13 protein-coding genes are annotated in these 16,553 nt (G+C 64.8%); 2 read left to right on the top strand and 11 right to left on the bottom strand.

What is annotated here, in order from left to right; all coding sequences use genetic code 11:
* Positions 1 to 49: 49 nt before the first annotated feature.
* The 11 genes from FQ746_RS29430 to FQ746_RS29380 all read right to left on the bottom strand — a co-directional run bounded on the left by FQ746_RS29430 (position 50) and on the right by FQ746_RS29380 (position 14,066).
* Positions 50 to 1,066, bottom strand: a complete 1,017-nt coding sequence (locus FQ746_RS29430; RefSeq protein WP_144113305.1) for a beta-xylosidase — start codon at positions 1,064 to 1,066, stop codon at positions 50 to 52.
* 32 nt (positions 1,067 to 1,098) lie between these two features.
* Positions 1,099 to 2,133, bottom strand: a complete 1,035-nt coding sequence (locus FQ746_RS29425) for a hypothetical protein (protein WP_144113304.1) — start codon at positions 2,131 to 2,133, stop codon at positions 1,099 to 1,101.
* On the bottom strand, positions 2,123 to 3,424 hold the full coding sequence (locus FQ746_RS29420; RefSeq protein ID WP_144113303.1) for a lipopolysaccharide biosynthesis protein: 1,302 nt from the start codon (positions 3,422 to 3,424) through the stop codon (positions 2,123 to 2,125). The genes FQ746_RS29425 and FQ746_RS29420 overlap by 11 nt, the downstream gene beginning before the upstream one ends.
* A 9-nt stretch (positions 3,425 to 3,433) precedes the next feature.
* Complete coding sequence (locus tag FQ746_RS29415) at positions 3,434 to 4,618, bottom strand: polysaccharide pyruvyl transferase family protein (protein WP_313955586.1); 1,185 nt, start codon at positions 4,616 to 4,618, stop codon at positions 3,434 to 3,436.
* A complete protein-coding gene (locus tag FQ746_RS29410; protein ID WP_260854207.1) occupies positions 4,606 to 5,829 on the bottom strand; it encodes a glycosyltransferase in 1,224 nt (407 codons plus the stop codon). Before FQ746_RS29410 ends, FQ746_RS29415 begins: the two co-directional genes overlap by 13 nt.
* 11 nt (positions 5,830 to 5,840) lie before the next feature.
* Positions 5,841 to 8,138, bottom strand: a complete 2,298-nt coding sequence (locus FQ746_RS29405) for a polysaccharide biosynthesis tyrosine autokinase (protein ID WP_144113301.1) — start codon at positions 8,136 to 8,138, stop codon at positions 5,841 to 5,843.
* 11 nt (positions 8,139 to 8,149) lie between these two features.
* Positions 8,150 to 8,719: a low molecular weight protein-tyrosine-phosphatase gene (locus FQ746_RS29400; RefSeq protein ID WP_144113300.1), complete on the bottom strand. Its 570-nt coding sequence runs from the start codon at positions 8,717 to 8,719 to the stop codon at positions 8,150 to 8,152.
* Positions 8,716 to 9,891 (bottom strand): polysaccharide biosynthesis/export family protein, encoded by a 1,176-nt coding sequence (locus FQ746_RS29395; protein WP_260854206.1) that lies wholly within the window; start codon positions 9,889 to 9,891, stop codon positions 8,716 to 8,718. The genes FQ746_RS29400 and FQ746_RS29395 overlap by 4 nt, the downstream gene beginning before the upstream one ends.
* Before the next feature lie 73 nt (positions 9,892 to 9,964).
* The gene (locus FQ746_RS29390; RefSeq protein ID WP_144113299.1) at positions 9,965 to 11,386 is read right to left on the bottom strand and encodes an undecaprenyl-phosphate glucose phosphotransferase; all 1,422 of its coding nucleotides are present in this window, start codon (positions 11,384 to 11,386) and stop codon (positions 9,965 to 9,967) included.
* A gap of 222 nt (positions 11,387 to 11,608) precedes the next feature.
* On the bottom strand, positions 11,609 to 12,790 hold the full coding sequence (argE, locus tag FQ746_RS29385) for an acetylornithine deacetylase (protein WP_144113298.1): 1,182 nt from the start codon (positions 12,788 to 12,790) through the stop codon (positions 11,609 to 11,611).
* Positions 12,783 to 14,066, bottom strand: a complete 1,284-nt coding sequence (locus tag FQ746_RS29380) for a flavin-containing monooxygenase (RefSeq protein WP_144113297.1) — start codon at positions 14,064 to 14,066, stop codon at positions 12,783 to 12,785. The genes argE and FQ746_RS29380 overlap by 8 nt, the downstream gene beginning before the upstream one ends.
* Before the next feature lie 384 nt (positions 14,067 to 14,450).
* On the opposite strand from FQ746_RS29380, the gene FQ746_RS29375 reads away from it, so the two are divergent.
* Together FQ746_RS29375 and FQ746_RS29370 are read left to right on the top strand one after the other, a co-directional pair.
* Positions 14,451 to 15,539 carry an ABC transporter ATP-binding protein gene (locus FQ746_RS29375; RefSeq protein WP_260854205.1) on the top strand — a complete coding sequence of 363 codons (1,089 nt, stop codon included), beginning with the start codon at positions 14,451 to 14,453 and terminating at the stop codon, positions 15,537 to 15,539.
* Between the two features lie 4 nt (positions 15,540 to 15,543).
* Positions 15,544 to 16,539, top strand: a complete 996-nt coding sequence (locus FQ746_RS29370) for an NAD(P)H-quinone oxidoreductase (protein WP_260854204.1) — start codon at positions 15,544 to 15,546, stop codon at positions 16,537 to 16,539.
* Positions 16,540 to 16,553 lie beyond the last annotated feature (14 nt).

The following is a 16,553-nucleotide window of genomic DNA, read 5'->3' as shown; positions in this document are numbered from 1 at the left end:
CCTCGCCCCATGCAACGGATTGGACATCGCGCGTTTACCGTATGCGCGTTTATCGCCGGAGAAATGCTGGTTTGTCTGATGCTCGTGGCGGCGTGGTCGTGCAAACTGGCCGATCGCAGTCGCGCATCGCGTTCGTGACGGCGCCCATGGCGGGCTTATCGATACCCGACGCATCCAGCAAACCGAAGTTGCGCTCACGCGCATTCTTGCCGCTCGCCGTGTCCTGCCATTCGTAAAGCGAGATCAACGGCGTGTCCAGCAACGCGCGCTTTTCCAGAAACGATTCGATTCTCGCCGCCTGCACCGACCTTCCAACGTCGACGCCCGACGAAGCGCCCCACTCGGTCATCACCGCCGGCAGGCCATAGCGTGCGCGAACATAAGCCGACGCGCGACGAATCTGGGGATCGCTCATTCCATACGCGTGATACGAAACGGCATCCACACAAGACGCTGGGGCATGCAGACTTTGCAGAAGACGATCCGCCGACGATGCCTCGACCGGCGCCCGAGAAAATCCGAAGCCGATTAACGGCACCCTCTTGCGCACGCCTTGCAGTCCGTCACAGACCGCGTTCATGTAAACCGGAAACGTCGCCTCCAGAGCGCCGGTCGGCCAGTAGGCCGCCAGATCCGGCTCGTTCCATAACTCGATGGCGAGCAGGTCGCGCCGATGCGCCGTCACGAGATCGCTCACCACCTGCGTCAACTGAGCGGCGGCGTCGTGCAATTGCGCGTCGCGTGCGGCGCCCTGCGACGCAGCGCGGGCCAGCGGCGACGTCGAGCGCACGGTCACGAGAACCGGCAATCCGGCCTGCCGCGCCGCATCGAATGCGCGGCTCACGCGTCGCCGGTACTCGGTGGCACCGGCCGCACCGTTCATCGCATCGACCCACACGCCGAAGCGGACGAAAACAAAACCCGCGGCTTTCACACGGAAAGCATCCGTTGACGTGAAGCGCTCGACCTTCACCTGCACGCCGACAGCAGGCGCGGTTCGATCGGTCGGGGCGACGGGTTGCGCCCACGCGTGCAGCAGCGCTGCGCCTGACAAACAGCACGACATGACCACGCAGCGTAGAGCACGCCGACCCGCCCTCATGTCCGCCGCGTCGCGCTACCGTTCAAACGCCACGCGCAGAACAGCACCACGCTCGACAGATGCCGTAGATAGCTGCCCAGATCCGGCTCGAACAGCATCGACACCGCGATATGACCGATCACCAGACTCGCCAGGCCATCCGTGATGGATGCCTGCGCGCTGCCCGGTCCGGCGGGATTGCGACCGAAGACCGAGCCGATCACAATCCACACGAACACCGACATTGCCAGTTCTTTCGGTCCCGGAAAGAACAGCGCCGGCATGTTCAGTTTCAGCAATGCGTAACCGTAGTCGAGACAGAATGCCGTGAACGAAACCGGTTCGAACGGATTGTAGAAGCCGGTCCGCGCGCCATACGGCGAGCCGGCGACCAGATAATCGACTGCCATGTCGCGTGGATGCAGCAACAGGTAATACGCGCCGTTGGGCAACACGTACAACCCCAGCAGAAGCGCGACGATCAGCACGGTCCGCACTCGCAGCGAGCCGAGCCGGAACATCCACGTTAGCGCCGCGATGACGAGGATCAACGCGAAGTAGCTCCGCACGGTGAACGCATAGGCCCCATAGAGCGCAATGGCCGCAACGACGGTCGGCCCGGTTTTACCGCGCCGGCCAATCAGCACCAGCAGGATCGAGATCAGCACGACCAGCGTGTCCTTGCTGGCAACGAACAGGTTGAAGAACACGCACGGCGCGACGAGCATCGCGTTCAGCAGCAAGCCGCCGGCTCGCCGCGAGCAACCGAGCGTCAACCCGATGAACGCGGCGCCCACCGCCATCACGAACAGATGCGTGCCGATCTCGCCGAGCGACGCATAGAACTTCGCGACCGCGTCGAAGGACGTGTCCTGATAGGTGCTGGACCCGCCGATCTGCGACTGGATCTTTTCCGCGTCGCGCGAGATGAATTCGGGCAGGAAACTGCCGGCTTTCCAGTACACCGTCAGATACAGCAGAATCGCGAGGCCGGCGGCCGCGCGCACCACGCCTCGACTCAGGCGCGCACCGATGAGCAGCTTACGAAGCACGCAACACCTCGCCGCCGGCAAGCGTCACGCGAGCGCGCAGTAACACCATCGCAAGAACGATCGCGATGCCGAGGCTCGCGCCGACATGCGCGAGCGCCGCTCCCATTGCGCCGAATTGCTGTATCGACACCCACCCGAGCGGCAGCATGACGAACACCACGCCGCCGAGCGCAATCGCGACCTGCCTGCCCAGACGCAAGGCGATCGCCGCCGCCCATAAAACGTCGGCGACCGAGCGGAGCACGAACGATATCAGCAAGGTCGACAGCATCGCCAGTTCAGCCGGACCAGCCGGCTCGTGCGCGACGCGGAAGATCAGCGTATGCGCGAGCAGAATGGCGACGCCCACCGCGAGCGCCACCCCGCCGCCTGCACGGACCGAGCCTCGAAGCACCTGCCAGAAATCGGTTTGGGGCTGATATAACGATCGGGGCAACGACGCGCTCAACGCACGAACCAGCCGCGGCCCTGCGGTCACGCTCACGGTCACATACGCGATAGTCTGAATGGCATTGGCGATGGACCATGCGAAAACATATCGACCGAGCGCGTCGGCCGACATCGCACCGCTCGCGAGAAACCGCTCGCCATATTGCAACGCGGCGAGCACGGTGCCCGCGACGAGAAACGGCAAACCGTCCAGCCAGACCGAACGAATGCTGCCGGCTTTCTTTCCGGTCGCGATCACCCCAGCCGCGTCGGCATCACGCGCGCAGCGCCGCACGCACGCATACGCCACGCACACGGCGACCACGTTCGCGCCCCACCACAGCGTCAGCACCGTTTCCACGCGCTGCACCCAACCGGCGTACAGCCCCAGAATCGCGACGCCGGCCCACACGCCGGTTCGAATGAACAGCAACAGCGCGCCGGTCCGCGAACGATGCAGCGAAAACACGTAGGCCGTCGTCTCCAGCGCCGCGTGTTCGGAGAACGCCACCAGCACGACGCTCGCTAGCATCGCAGGCAAAATCCGGCGCAAAAATTCAAACTCGCCGCTTCGATACACGATGAAAACCAGCAGCGCCAGCACCCCATAAACCACGCCGTAAAGCAGCAGCAAACGCCCCGCATCGCGAATCGCACTCGCAGGTTGCGGCGCGCTCAGACGACGGTTGATCTCCGTGCTGAAGCCGAGCCCCAGCACTTTGGACGAGATAACGGAAACAGCCAGCGCCAGACCATAATCGGCGACGGCGGCAAAGCCGAGCTGACGGGCCAGCACCAGCGTCAGCGCGAATTTCAGCGCAAGCGAAACGACCCGCAACGCGAAGCGAACGAACAGTTGCATGACTACCCGCTAGCCGTTTCGCGCGATACGCAACGCGGCGAGGATCCGCTCGCGCCCGGCTCGAATACCTTCGAAGCCCGACGAGGCACGCGTCCAGAAATCGCGGATGGCGTCGGCGCCGAGTATCGTCGCGGCTACCGCTTCCGGGTCGAAATCGGCCGCGTTCGCGACCCAGCCGCCCAAGCCGCCCAAGCCATTCAGACCGAGATCGGCGTACGCACCGAAGCCCTTGCGCTCGTAGCTCAGGTGATACGCGGGCACGCCGCTCAGCAACGATTCGAGCGCGCCGTGCAGGCGCACCGACACGACCACATCGGGTCTGTCGTTTTCCAACAGGTCCTTCAGCGACAGCAGATCGCCTTCGATGCCGAGCGAGCGGTAGTAAGCGAGGTCGTCGTTCCCGCGCCCGGTACTCTGCACCGCAAAACTGATCCGGCACGATGGGCTCAGACGCTCGATCAGCCGTCGCGTGGCGCTTTCGTAGCGTTCGCGTTGACGCTTCGTCCAGCTCGGCGCGCGTCTTAACACGAAGGCCACGTGCTCGACGTTCGCACCGGCCACGGCAGCCCGCGCGACGATCTGCGCACTGCGTCGTTCGAACTGCATGACCGCGAGATCGGGCGCGCGGTACGTATTGGCATTGCCGTCGAGAAAGGCGAGCGAGCGGTCGTCTCTCACGAACACCGCGGAGAAACGCGCGAGCATGCCTTTGAGATGCGAGCGCAACGGCTCGGCCGGCATCGACGGTCCAATGCTTTGCGACAGATACACCGTCGGCTTGCCGGCGCGGCACGCCGCGCGCATCTGCAGCAGGTGCCCCGCTTCGAGCTTGAACGCTTCCATCACGTTGCGTGCGCGCAAGTAGCCGCCGCCTACGCCGACCACCAGATCGGCCGAAGCGAGCAAAGCCAGCAACTCACGCGTGCCGCCGTCGCGGCCGATGGGCAACGCGCAAGCCGCCGCGCCCGCGAGCCGGGCCAAGCCGCGTTCGGCCAGCACCGGCGCGCTATGCACATCGGCGTAGTCGGCGAACGAAGCGGGATCGGCGGCGACGATCGATACCCGCGTCGCCTCGCCGAACGCCTGCCTGAACAGGTCGATCGACAGTTCGACCAGCAGCCCGTCGCCGGAATTATTCGAACTGTAGGCGTGGAGCAAGACCACGTGGGTGGGCCGGGACACTATTTGCAGCATGAATGAGCCTCGTCGAGAAGACGGTGATAAAGATCGACGGTCCGCTCGACCATCACACCGGCGGAAAACCGCGCGGCGGCGCGTTCGCCGTTGCGGCTCATGCGCTCGCGCGCGAGGCGGTCTTGCGAGAGCACGGCGAGCGCATCCGCGAAAGGCGTGATGTCGTCCTGGTTCGACACCACCAGCCCGATCGACTCCGCGGCGATCAATTCCGCCGCGCCGGACACACGCGTCGCGACGATCGGCACATGCGCGGCCATCGCTTCGAGCACCACGTACGGGAAACCCTCGTAGCGGCTCGGCAACGCAAAAATGTCGAACGCGGAAAAGTAGCGGCGCGCGTCGGGCACGGCGCCGAGCACACGCACGTTGTCGGGAATGGCGGACTCGCTCACGCCCGCCGCGGCCTGAAAATCGCCGGGACCGATGACGGCGAACACGACGTGGTCGATCCCGCGCGCGCGCAAAGTCCGCGCGATTCGCACGAGACGGTCGACGCCTTTCTGGAAGTCGAGGCGGCCGACGAAACCGACGACCACCGCGTCATGCGGCAGGCCGAGTTCGTCGCGGGCTTGCGCTCGCGGCAAAAGCGCGGGCGCCGGTACGCCGTTGAGAATCGTCGCGATACGTGCGGCGGGAATCCGCAACGCGTGTTGCAGATGCTCCGCCTCGTCGAGCGAAACGGCGATCAGCCGATCGCTTGCCAAACGTCCTAGCCAGCGTTCGATCAGCCCATAGAAGCGCCGTTGCCCACGCGGCAGATACGGATTGAGCGTGTAGACCGCATGCGGCGTATAGACCTGCTTCCAGCGTCCGAAACAAAGCCGCGCGAGCGCGCCGGCTTTCGAACTATGGCTATGCACGATGTCCGGATCGAGCCGTTGCAGGCACCGGAACAGATGCGCGAACGCGACGGTGTCCGCGGCGCCGACCGCGCGTTGCATCGGCAAACGCTGAACGCTGTCGCATTGCGCGAGCACGTTCGCGTCGAGAATCGACGCATCGCAGCGCGCGCCTTGCGGGACCAGCAGATGAATTTCGAAGCCGCCGTGCGAGCGTAGCCCGCGCACCAGATCGGCGAGATGCACGGCGACGCCGCCGCCCGCCGCCTCGGCCACGAGCGCGAGCCGCACCATCGGCCGCAGCGCCGGTACTTCGGTAGATGGGGCCGCTTCCGCGACTCCATCTATGGCTTCAACCAGGTCTGTCACGTGAGCCTGCATCATCGCGCCCGCCCGATAATGCCGATCAACCTGCGCCACCACGACGCCCGCACCGGTTGCATCGCGTCGTAGCTGTACTGCACGTAGCGATAGCCACCGTTCTTGCGGCTATACGCCTGACGCGCCGAGCGCGGATCGAGCCCGTTGAGCAGCGCGCCCGTTACCGCGATACCCGTATGGGCGAAGCGTTTCGCCGATTCCGTCATCTCCGCGACGCGGGTTCGATCCGCACGCGCGACCAGCAGCACGGTCTCGCAGTGCTCAGCGAGCACCACGGCATCGGTCACGACCAGCACCGGCGGCGAATCGATCAGCACGACGTCGTACTGTTGCGCGCTGGCCGCAAGCAGTTCGCCGAGCCGTTCATGCATCAGCAGTTCGGCGGCGTTCGGCGGCAATTCACCGGTGGCGAGCAGATCGAGATTCGGCACCACGTCGCGATGCACGACCTGCTCGAACGTGCGCTTGCCGGAGATGACATCGGTCAGGCCGTCTTCGCGCGGCCGGCCGAAATAGTCGTGCAGAAACCCGCGCCGCAGATCGCCGTCGACGATCAGCACACGCTTGCCGCCCGTCGCCAGCAAGGCCGCGAAGTTCGCCGACACGAAGGACTTGCCGACACCCGGCGTCGGTCCCGACACGAGCACCAGATTGTTGCGTGCGTTCAGCATCGCGAACTGCAGCGCGGTGCGCAGGCTGCGCAGACTTTCGACCGCCGGATCGCGCGGCGAAGAGTGCACCAGCAGCCGCACTGCGGGCGCAGCGTTGGCCTGGGCGGGGGTCAGCGCCCGCTGGTCGCGCGATTCGGGAATCGTCGCGTACACATGCAAGCCGACATGCCGCTCGATTTCATCCGCTTCGGCAATTCCCGCGAACAGGAAATGATGGACGAACGCGAACGCCACGCCGAGCAGCAACCCCAGCAACGCGCCCACTGCGATCGTCACCGGCCGCTTCGGAAACGCGATGCTCTCGGGCACCACTGGCGTATCGACGATCCGCACGCTGCCGGTCTTGCCCGCCTTCACCAGTTTCAGCTGCTGCACGTTGTTGAGCAGCGCGGTGTAGAGATCGGTATCGACCTTCACGTCGAGCATCAGACGCACGGCGTCCTGCTGAACGTCGGGCAGGCGCTTCATCTGCGACTCGAACGTGCCTTGCTGCGCGCGCAGCGTGGCGATCTGCGCACCGAGCGCGATCACATCGGGATGCGAACTCGTGAAACGCGCGGTCAACTCGTCGCGCTTCTGTTGCAGTTCGAGCATGCGGGTTCGCGCTTCGGCGGTCTGCTGCAGCGCGATTTTCGCTTCTTCGGACAGATCGATCGCACCCTGCCGGTTACGCATCTGCGTGTAGCGGGCTTCCGCGTCTTCGCGTTGCTGTTTGAGCACCGGTACCTGGGTATCGAGAAACGCCAGCGACTGCGCAGCGTCCGCCGCCTTGCGCTCGATGTTCTGCTTGACGTAGTAACGCCCGACCGCCTGCAACTGATCGCGCACCACGACCGGATCGGTACCTTTGAGCGTGGCGACTAGTACGCCGGACGACTTGATCTTCTCCTGAATATCGAGGCTGTTCTGCATGTCGACAATCGTGTCGAGCCGCGATTTGCGGGTCAGCAAGAACCTGGCGCCCGGTGCGGCGTCGAGCGACTGCACGAGCAGCCTGACCGGACCGTGCGACGTCGCGAACACCTCGGTCACGCCGACGCGTCCAGAGACGGCCTCGCTCAGATCCCAACCGGCCAGCCGATAGCGGCCGGCATCGAGCACCGTCAGCGTGAAGCGGTCGCCTTCGAAGCGCTTCGGCACCTCGAACTGCCGCACGTCGGCACGCTCGGCGCCCCACGTCCAGCCGCCGATGCCGAGAAGCCCGGGACGCGTGATCGAATCGTTGAAGCGCGAGACGAAATCGCCGATCAACGGAAACCGGCTCGGACGCACGACGATATAGCTGCGCAATTCGTCCACCACGCTCGTGACCACCAGTCGCGAGGCCATGATCTGCTGCTCGGCGGACGTCGGCGAGTTGTAGTTGAACAGCGACGACACATCGCCGAGCAGACTTTGCGTGGCCGCCATGCCGGTACCGTCCTCGACCTGCACGGAGATATCGGCCTGATAGCGCGGCGGCAGCAGAAACGCGAACGCGGTCGCGAGCAGCAGTCCGGCGAGGCAGAACTTGACGATCGTCCAGCGGTACTCGACGAACACGTCCAAGAGGCCGATCAGATCGAACTCGTCATCCTGGTTTAACGCCTCGGAATCGGGCGGCGACAACGGTTGCAACGGTTTCATGGTGCGGACATTCAAGTGTTCAGAAGCAGGCCGGACGACGTGGCGTCGTCAGCCGAAGCGGATACGGATACGGGTACCGGTTTGCCACCGTCTGCGGATCGCGAAAGACTTGCGATGCGCGCGGCCCAGGCGGCGACGCCGGCTTCGATGAGCGTCAGGCTGTGCTCGAAAGACGCACGGTCCTTTCTGTAGGGATCCGGAATATCGAAGCCGTGTTCGCAAGAGCCCGGCAAGCCTCGCGAGCCAGCCAGCTCGCCGAGCAGATAAACCCGGCCGAGCAAGGACGGAAATCGCGTCACCAGCGCGCGCTTTTGCGGGCTATCCATGACGAGTACGAGATCGGCGCCGGCGAGCATCCACGACGCGAGCTGGCGCGCGCGATGCGCGCGAATATCGACGCCGCGCTCGCTCATCACGCTGACCGCATGCGGGTCGGCGCCATGGCCGCTCAACGCGGTCAGTCCCGCGGACTCGACCACGACCGCATCGCGAGGGCCGCGCAGAAGCCGCTCGAGCAACGCCGCCGCCATCGGACTGCGGCAGATATTGCCCGCGCACACCACCATCACGCGCGCGATCACTTCGCGATGACGCCGGCGGTCAAGCCCGTGCTGATCAACGGCATCAACAGACTCAGCACGCGGTTGAAGCGGACCAGCCCGCTGCCGTCCACGTACACGACGTCTTTTGGCTGCAGTTCGAAATCTTTGGCGAGCAGCATCGCGACCGGCGAGCGGCCGTCGAGGTGAAACACTTCCGGCGAGCCGCTCAGCGAGCCGCGAATCACGAACATCTGCGCGGCGTCGGCGGTCGCGGCGTTCACGCTGCCGGCCTGCGACAACGCATCGGCGAGCGTAATGCGGCCGGTCTTGCGTGGAATGGCCGACACCGGGCGATTCACTTCGCCCATCACGTAGACGTCGTTTTCGTCGCGCGAGGCGACCCGCAACCAGTCGCCTGCCTGCAGATATAAACGCGCCGGGCTCACGCCCTGCGCCAGCAACTGCGTCAGACTCACCCGATACGACTGGCCGTCGCGCACCAGTACGAGGTCGCTCTGGTCGGCCGTCTCGCTGAAACCGCCCGCGCGGGAGAGCGCGTCGTAGAGGCTCATCGGCACGTCGTTGAGCGCGAGCGCGCCGGGCGTATGCACAGCGCCATCCACGTACACCTGACTTGCCCGATAGGACGCCATGCGCACGGTGACCTGCGGCTTGACGAAGTACTTGGCGAGCGCGGCGCTCAGATGCTGCTGTATCTCGTCCGTGCGCAATCCGGCGACGTGCAGCGAACCCGCGTACGGAAAATTCAACCCGCCGTTCTGATCGACGACGAAACCGGCCTGCGGATCGCCCGCGCGCGCCGACGATGCCGTCTGCGACGAGCCCAGCGCCGCCGCGAGTTCCGGGTGATCCCACACGACGATCTGCAACACGTCGCCCGGCCCGACCGTGTACGCACGCGGCGCGCCGGACAGCAGTTGCGACAGTTGCGACTGCTGCTGGCGCCGGCTTTGCGCGAGTTGCGACAGCAGCGCGGCATTCACCTCGGTAATGGCGATGTCCGGCGTTCCGGCCGTCGCCCCCGCCTGCAACGCGAGCGCGACGTCGGTGCTGACCGTCGTCGCATCGCGCACTTCCCTGGTTTCCATCCGCATACCCGGCGCGACCGCGCACGCACTGCTCAACAAAACAACTGCCGCCATCGCGGCGCCAAGCCGCCAGCCGAAGCTGGTTTGAATTACCGCTGACATCGTGTTCAACCTGTTCCTCGCGGGCCGCAGCGCCGCCGCTGCCCGGCATCGGGCAGACATGATTCGTGTTTCATCAATAGGCGTTGGTATGCACCAGGCCCTTCATCACCGTCCTGAAGACGATTTGCATATCCATGCCGAACGACCAGTTCCTCAGGTAGTACAGGTCGTGTTCCACCCGCCCCTGCATTTTTTCGATCCGGTCGGTCTCGCCGCGAAAGCCGTTGACCTGCGCCCAACCGGTAATGCCCGGCTTGATGCGATAACGGTGGATGTAGCCGTCGACGATGCTTCGATACTGGTCGTCGTGTTCGATCGCATGAGGTCGCGGCCCGACCACCGACATCTCGCCGCGCAACACGTTCACGAATTGCGGCAACTCGTCCAGACTCGTGCGCCGCAGAAATGCACCGACCCGCGTCACCCGTGGATCGTCGCGCGTGGCCTGGCGAATCACGCCAGGGTTCGGCGCATGCACGCGCATCGTGCGAAATTTGTAGATGCGAAAGACCCGGCCGTCGGCGCCCTTGCGCCGCTGCGTGAACAGCACCGGGCCGCGCGAACTCAGCTTGACCGCCGCGGCGATACTCAGCATGACCGGCGCCAGCGCCAGCAGCACGAACACCGCGAAGAGCCGGTCGAAGAGCGCTTTCTGAACGAGCGCATACGGCGTCATCGGCGAGGCCATCAGGTTGATGGCGGGCGCGCCGAGCAGATCGACCACGTGGCGGTCGAACATGGCGAGGCTGCGCACATCGGGAATGAAGCGCAGATTGACGAGGTCGCCGCCGAACTCATCGAGCACGCGCAAGACGAGTTCTTCTTCCGACAGCGACAGCGCGAGCCAGACTTCTTCGATCTGCTCATGGCGCACCCACGCCGCAAACTCGCGCAGCCGGCGAAACGACGGCAGGTCGCAGCCGTCACTGCTCTCGCGCTGTTGCGGACTGAACATCGCAACTGCGCGAAAACCCGCATCGGGCGACGCCGCGATTTGCGCGAGCACGCTATCGCGATGCGCGCCGCGGCCCACCACGGCGACCCGCCGCAAATTGCGCCCGGCACGACGCAGACGCCCGAGCACCCGGTGCACGAGCAGACGGGAGGCGACGAGCGCAGCGCCGGTCAGCAAGGTCCAGCTGCTGCACCACAGGCGCGACAACGACGCGCTATGGTGCAGCAGGAACATGAGCGCCAGACCCAGTGTTTGCACAGCGATCCAGCCGAGCACGATGGCCACGCACAGTCGCCCGGTGGAGCGGCCGCGCCACGACGTGTACAGACCGAACCACGGCAACAGCACGATGGCGAGCGCCATGTCGAACGCCACCAGCGCGCCGTGCACGACCGTGGGTTCCGCACCGGGCGCGACCAGCCACGACGCGAGCGCCGCGCCCAACGCGATCAGCATGACGTCGAGCAGGCGCGCCAGCACGCTTTCCATCTCGGTGCGCGCCAACCCGACCGGCTTTTTCAAAGCAGACTGCAACTCCATGCCCGACGACCTGTATTACTTTTCAAAGAAGCGGCATTCTGCTCTGATGAACTTCATCCTAAATTGAGAAATTTCCCCATTCGATACGGTATTTATCAGTGGGGTTGAGTCGTCGCTAAGATATTCCGTGTCTGGAATCAGCGAGAGCGTGTGCGAGGAAGAAAGAAGAGGGAGCGGAGAAAAGCAAAATAAGGAAGACGCCGCGGCGCGGCGTGCCTCGTATCAACGGCTAGCTTCGTTGCCGAGAAGTGCGGCGAGCCGTGCCATCATCGCGTCGCAAGCGGCCAGTTGTTCCAGCGTGACGAACTCGTCCGGCTTGTGGCCCTGGTCCATGCTGCCGGGCCCGCAGACCACGGCCGGAATCCCGATCGCGTCGAACAGACCGCCTTCCGTGCCGAACGCGACCGTGCCGAATCCGCCGGCATTTTGAGGCGTACCGCTGAGCGTCGCAATGAGCCGCGCGGCGTCGCTGGCCGGATCGGTCGCAAGCCCCGGGTACGCGTTCAGGGCTTCCAGACTGATAGCGGTGTCCACCTGCACGGCGCGCATTCTCGGCAACAGATGCCCGGTTGCATACGCTTCGAGTTGACGCGCCACGTCGCCGGTGTCGAAGCCCGGCACCGCGCGCACTTCGAAGTCGAATTCGCATTCCGCCGGCACGATGTTCAACGCCCGGCCACCCTTGATCAGACCGGTTTGCACGGTCGAGAACGGCGGGTCGAAGCGCGCATCGTGATGCTCGGGCTGCGCGAGTTGCTCGCCGATTTCGTCGAGCTTGCCGATCAGTCGCGCCGCGTATTGAATCGCGTTGACGCCATAAGGCGCATACGCCGAGTGGCACGCCGCGCCTTTCACGCGACAGCGCATCGCCAGCTTGCCTTTATGGCCGAGCACCGGCTTCATGCCGGTCGGCTCGCCGATCACGCAGACGCGCGGACGCAAGCCACGCCGCTGCAATTCGGCCAGCAACGGCCGCACCCCGACGCAGCCGATTTCCTCGTCGTACGAAAACGCGAGATGCACCGGCCGTTGCAGATTGCCGTTGACGAAGAGCGGCACGGCGGCAAGCACCGAAGCGAGATAGCCTTTCATGTCCGCAGCGCCTCGGCCATACAGTTTGCCGTCGCGCTCCGTGAGTTCGAACGGCGGCACGCTCCAGTTCTGACCGTCCACCGGCACGACGTCCGTATGCCCGGACAGCACCACGCCGCCGTCGCCCGCCGGTCCGATCGTCGCAAACAGGTTGGCCTTGGTGCGCTCTTCGTTGTAGAAAAGTTCGCTCGCCACGCCGAGTCCGTTCAGGTACGTCTGAATGAATTCGATCAGTTGGAGATTGGAGTCGCGGCTGACCGTAGCAAAGCCGATCAGCCGCGCCAGAATGGCCCGGCTCGTGAGTTTATCCATGATCGGCTGCGTTCGCGGGCACGTCCCGGCTATTCTCATAGGCCACGTAGTTGCGCTGAATGGCGATATGGTCGGCAATGTATTTCGCGTCGTGCCAGCAGCCATAAATAAAGGACGAGGCGCGGTTCGTCAGTTCGGGGAGCCCGAGAAAATAGATGCCGCTCTCCGCCGAAATGCCGCGCTTGTGAAACGGTTGTCCGTTCTCGTCGAATGCATCGACTTCCAGCCATTTGAAATCGAACCTGAAACCGGTCGCCCAGACAATGGTCGTGATGCCGGCCTTCGCGAGATCGAGTTCGAGAATCGGCTGCGCGAGGCACTCGGGGTCCGGCAGCAGTTTCCACGCTTCCGGTTCCGGCGGCAGATCGATGCCGTTGCGCTCGACATAGGCATCGGCCTCGCGCAGCACGTCGAAATAAGCCTCGTCGCCCGCCGCGACGTTTTCCACCAGATCGTTCGCGATTTTCAGCACGCCGTTTTCATAAGCCTGAGTCAGGCCGAGCACCGTCATGCCCTGGCTCGCCAGCCGCCGGAAGTCCATCGTCTTGCCGCCGTCGTAGCCGCTCACCGCAAACGCGACGTGCTTCCTTTTCGGCTTGATCTTGATCTCGTCCCACTTGCCGAGCACGCCGAGCCACCACACGTAGTCGCGATTGCGGTACGAACGCGGCGGCCGGTAATGTTCGCCGATCGACAGATAGACTTTTTTACCCGCCACGCGCAATTCCTCGGCGATCTGCGAACCGGACGCGCCGCCGCCCACCACCAGCACCGCCCCTTCGGCGAGTTGCCGCGGGTTCTTGTAGGCGGACGAATGCAGTTGCTGAATGCCCGCCTCGGGCGGCACGATCTTCGGGAACTGCGGAATCTGGAACGGGCCGGTGGCCGCAACCACGCGCTTCGCTTCGATCACGCCTTGCGAGGTCGTCACGACGAAGCCCGGCCGGTTTTCGCTGCGCTTCACGTGCAGCACCTCGACGCCGGTGCGCACCGGTGCGCCGATCATCGTCGCGTAGTCCTCGAAATACTTCGCCATGCGTTCTTTCGGCGGGAACACGTCCGGCCCGACATCGTCGAATGCGAGGCCCGGAAAACGGTCGTGCCATGCCGGCCCGTTGGCGACCAGCGAATCCCAGCGTTCCGAGCGCCAGCGCTCCGCCACCCGTTTGCGCTCCAAAACGATGTGCGGAACCTTCATCTGCGTAAGGTGCTCGCTCATCGCAATGCCGGACTGGCCCGCGCCGATAACCAGCGTATCGATTTCTTCAACTGACATGTATTGGATCCTGAGAGAGGAACGGAGATCGCTCGATGCCTGTTCTGAACGACAGGCCCGTCTGGAACCGAAGTTTGCGCAAAGTCGTCGCGGCTGAGAACCAGCATTTTCGAAGGCGATGCTTCGGAAAAACAAAAGGCATCGCGCGTCGGCACGTCTCGCGAGCCGCCTTTAGTTTTTCCGACGCCGGGCCTCAAGATTCGCAAAGATCGGCGCGATTCTTTTCTCGTATCCTTCAATGCGAGAACGACTATCCGGTCACAGAGACGAGCCTCTTTGCGAAAAGCGACACCCATGAAATCCGTTGATTCATCGGCTCAGAGCCAAACCCACCAAACCCTCCCGACGAGCGCCCCCGCGTCGGCTGAAGAATTTGCCGTCAGTATGGAAAACGTCGTCGCGAAGTACCGCGAGCAGACCATCCTGCACGACCTCACGCTGAAAATCCGCCCCGGCGAATTCCTGACCTTGCTGGGCCCGTCCGGCTGCGGCAAGACCACGCTGCTCAATCTGATCGCGGGCTTCACGCAGGCCGATTCGGGTGAGATCTTCATCGACCGGCAACTCGTGACAGACCTGCCGCCGCATCAACGGCAGATCGGCATCGTGTTCCAGAACTACGCGCTGTTCCCGCACATGGACGTGGCGCGCAACATCGGCTACGGCCTGCGCATGCGCGGCGTGCCGGCGGCGGAGATCAAACAGCGGGTCGAGACGGCCATGCAACTGGTCAAGCTGACCGGCCTCGGCCATCGCAAACCGCGCGAGCTGTCGGGTGGCCAGCAGCAGCGGGTGGCACTGGCGCGCGCATTGGTGATCGAGCCAAAGGTGCTGTTGCTGGACGAGCCGTTTTCCGCACTCGACAAAGGACTGCGCGGCTCGATGCAGGTCGAGATTCGCGAGATTCAGCGCAAGCTCGGCGTGACCACGGTGTTCGTCACGCACGATCAGGGCGAAGCGCTCAGCATGTCGGACCGCATTGCGGTGATGTCGCGCGGCCGTATCTGTCAAATCGCCGCGCCCGACGAGATTTACCGGCGTCCGACCGACCCGTTCGTCGCGTCGTTCCTCGGCGACGTGAACATTCTGCCGGCGCATTTCCACGGTGCGGACGCCACCCAGGTTCATCTGCGGATGGGTTCGGGGCTCGTGAGCGTGGAGCGCGACCGGCTCGTCGGCGGACAGCACGAGGGCGGCCGGATGGATGTCTACGTGCGCCCGGAACATCTGCGCTTTGAACCACTGAGTGACGGCGCGGTGCTGACCGGCACGGTCGTCAATCACGTGTTCCAAGGTGACCACGTCGACACGTATGTCGATGTCAATGCCGCCGCCGACGGTTCGCAACGGATCATGGTGCGCTCGCCGGGACTGGATGCGATCGAGCGTTTCCCGATCGGCACCGTGACCGCGCTGGCGCTGCCGCCCGGCAATCTGACCATTTTCCCCGAAGCCACGGCCCGAGGCGCATGACACGATGACCATTCCCACTTCCATGCAGGCGATCGTCGCGCGCGAACCGGGCGGCCCCGAGGTTCTCGTTCTGGCCGAGCGGCCGGTGCCCACACCCGGTCCGGGTGAAGTGCTGGTGCGCGTGCACGCCGCCGGGGTCAACCGCCCCGACGTGATGCAGCGTGAGGGCCGCGCGCGGCCCGCGCCTGGCGTCACCGATGTGCTCGGGCTGGAAGCGGCCGGCGAAGTCGCCGCCATCGGCCCCGGCGTGCAGCGACTGCAAGCCGGCTCGCGCGTGATGGCGCTGCTGCCCGGCGGCGGTTACGCGCCGTGGTGCATCGCGCCCGCCAATCACTGCCTGCCGATGCCGGCGGGACTCGACTTCGCCGATGCGGGTGCGTTGCCGGAAGGCCTCTTCACCGTCTGGCACAACCTGTTCGAACTGGGTGCGCTGAAAATGGGCGAGACCGTGCTGATCCACGGCGCGGCAGGCGGTATCGGCACGCTCGCCATCCGCATGGCGCACGCCGCGGGCGCACGGGTGATCGCAACCGCGGGACGCACGGAGCGTCTCGCCGACCTGAAGGCGATGGGCGCGGTCGAGGCGCTCTGCTACAAGCAGACGGACTTCGTCGCCGTGTGCCGCGAAGCAACCGGCGGACGCGGTGTCGACGTGGTGCTGGACATGGTCGGCGGCGACTACGTGAAGCGCAATTTCGAGGCGCTCGCGTTCGGCGGGCGTCATCTGAGTCTGTCGTTCCTGCAGGGCTCGCAGGTGAATATCGAGTTACTCACGCTGATGCAGAAACAGTTGAGCCTGCATTCCTCGACCTTGCGGCCGCAAACCGATGACGAGAAAACCCGCATGGCGCGGCTGATCGAACGGCATGTCCTGCCGCTGGTGGCCGATCGACGAATCAGGCCGCGCGTGCATCAGAGTCTGCCGCTCGCCGACGCGGCACGGGCGCATCGGCTGCTCGAGGCAGGCGAGGTGTTCGGCAAGCTGGTGCTCGTCCCATGAGCGCCCGGATCGCT

It is taken from the genome of Paraburkholderia sp. BCC1886, assembly GCF_900996245.1.
Lineage (GTDB): Bacteria > Pseudomonadota > Gammaproteobacteria > Burkholderiales > Burkholderiaceae > Paraburkholderia.
Note: the sequence above shows the minus strand (reverse complement) of the source record. Positions and strands in the feature narration are given on the sequence as shown.

Bases quoted from the DNA above. Each gene is read 5' to 3' on its own strand.
- FQ746_RS29420 (WP_144113303.1), bottom strand. From the start codon at position 3,424: ATGCAACTGTTCGTTCGCTTCGCGTTGCGGGTCGTTTCGCTTGCGCTG.
- FQ746_RS29415 (WP_313955586.1), bottom strand. From the start codon at position 4,618: ATGCTGCAAATAGTGTCCCGGCCCACCCACGTGGTCTTGCTCCACGCC.
- FQ746_RS29375 (WP_260854205.1), top strand. From the start codon at position 14,451: ATGGAAAACGTCGTCGCGAAGTACCGCGAGCAGACCATCCTGCACGAC.
- FQ746_RS29405 (WP_144113301.1), bottom strand. From the start codon at position 8,138: ATGAAACCGTTGCAACCGTTGTCGCCGCCCGATTCCGAGGCGTTAAAC.
- FQ746_RS29390 (WP_144113299.1), bottom strand. From the start codon at position 11,386: ATGGAGTTGCAGTCTGCTTTGAAAAAGCCGGTCGGGTTGGCGCGCACC.
- FQ746_RS29380 (WP_144113297.1), bottom strand. From the start codon at position 14,066: ATGTCAGTTGAAGAAATCGATACGCTGGTTATCGGCGCGGGCCAGTCC.
- argE (WP_144113298.1), bottom strand. From the start codon at position 12,790: ATGGATAAACTCACGAGCCGGGCCATTCTGGCGCGGCTGATCGGCTTT.
- FQ746_RS29430 (WP_144113305.1), bottom strand. From the start codon at position 1,066: ATGTCGTGCTGTTTGTCAGGCGCAGCGCTGCTGCACGCGTGGGCGCAA.
- FQ746_RS29395 (WP_260854206.1), bottom strand. From the start codon at position 9,891: ATGTCAGCGGTAATTCAAACCAGCTTCGGCTGGCGGCTTGGCGCCGCG.
- FQ746_RS29370 (WP_260854204.1), top strand. From the start codon at position 15,544: ATGACCATTCCCACTTCCATGCAGGCGATCGTCGCGCGCGAACCGGGC.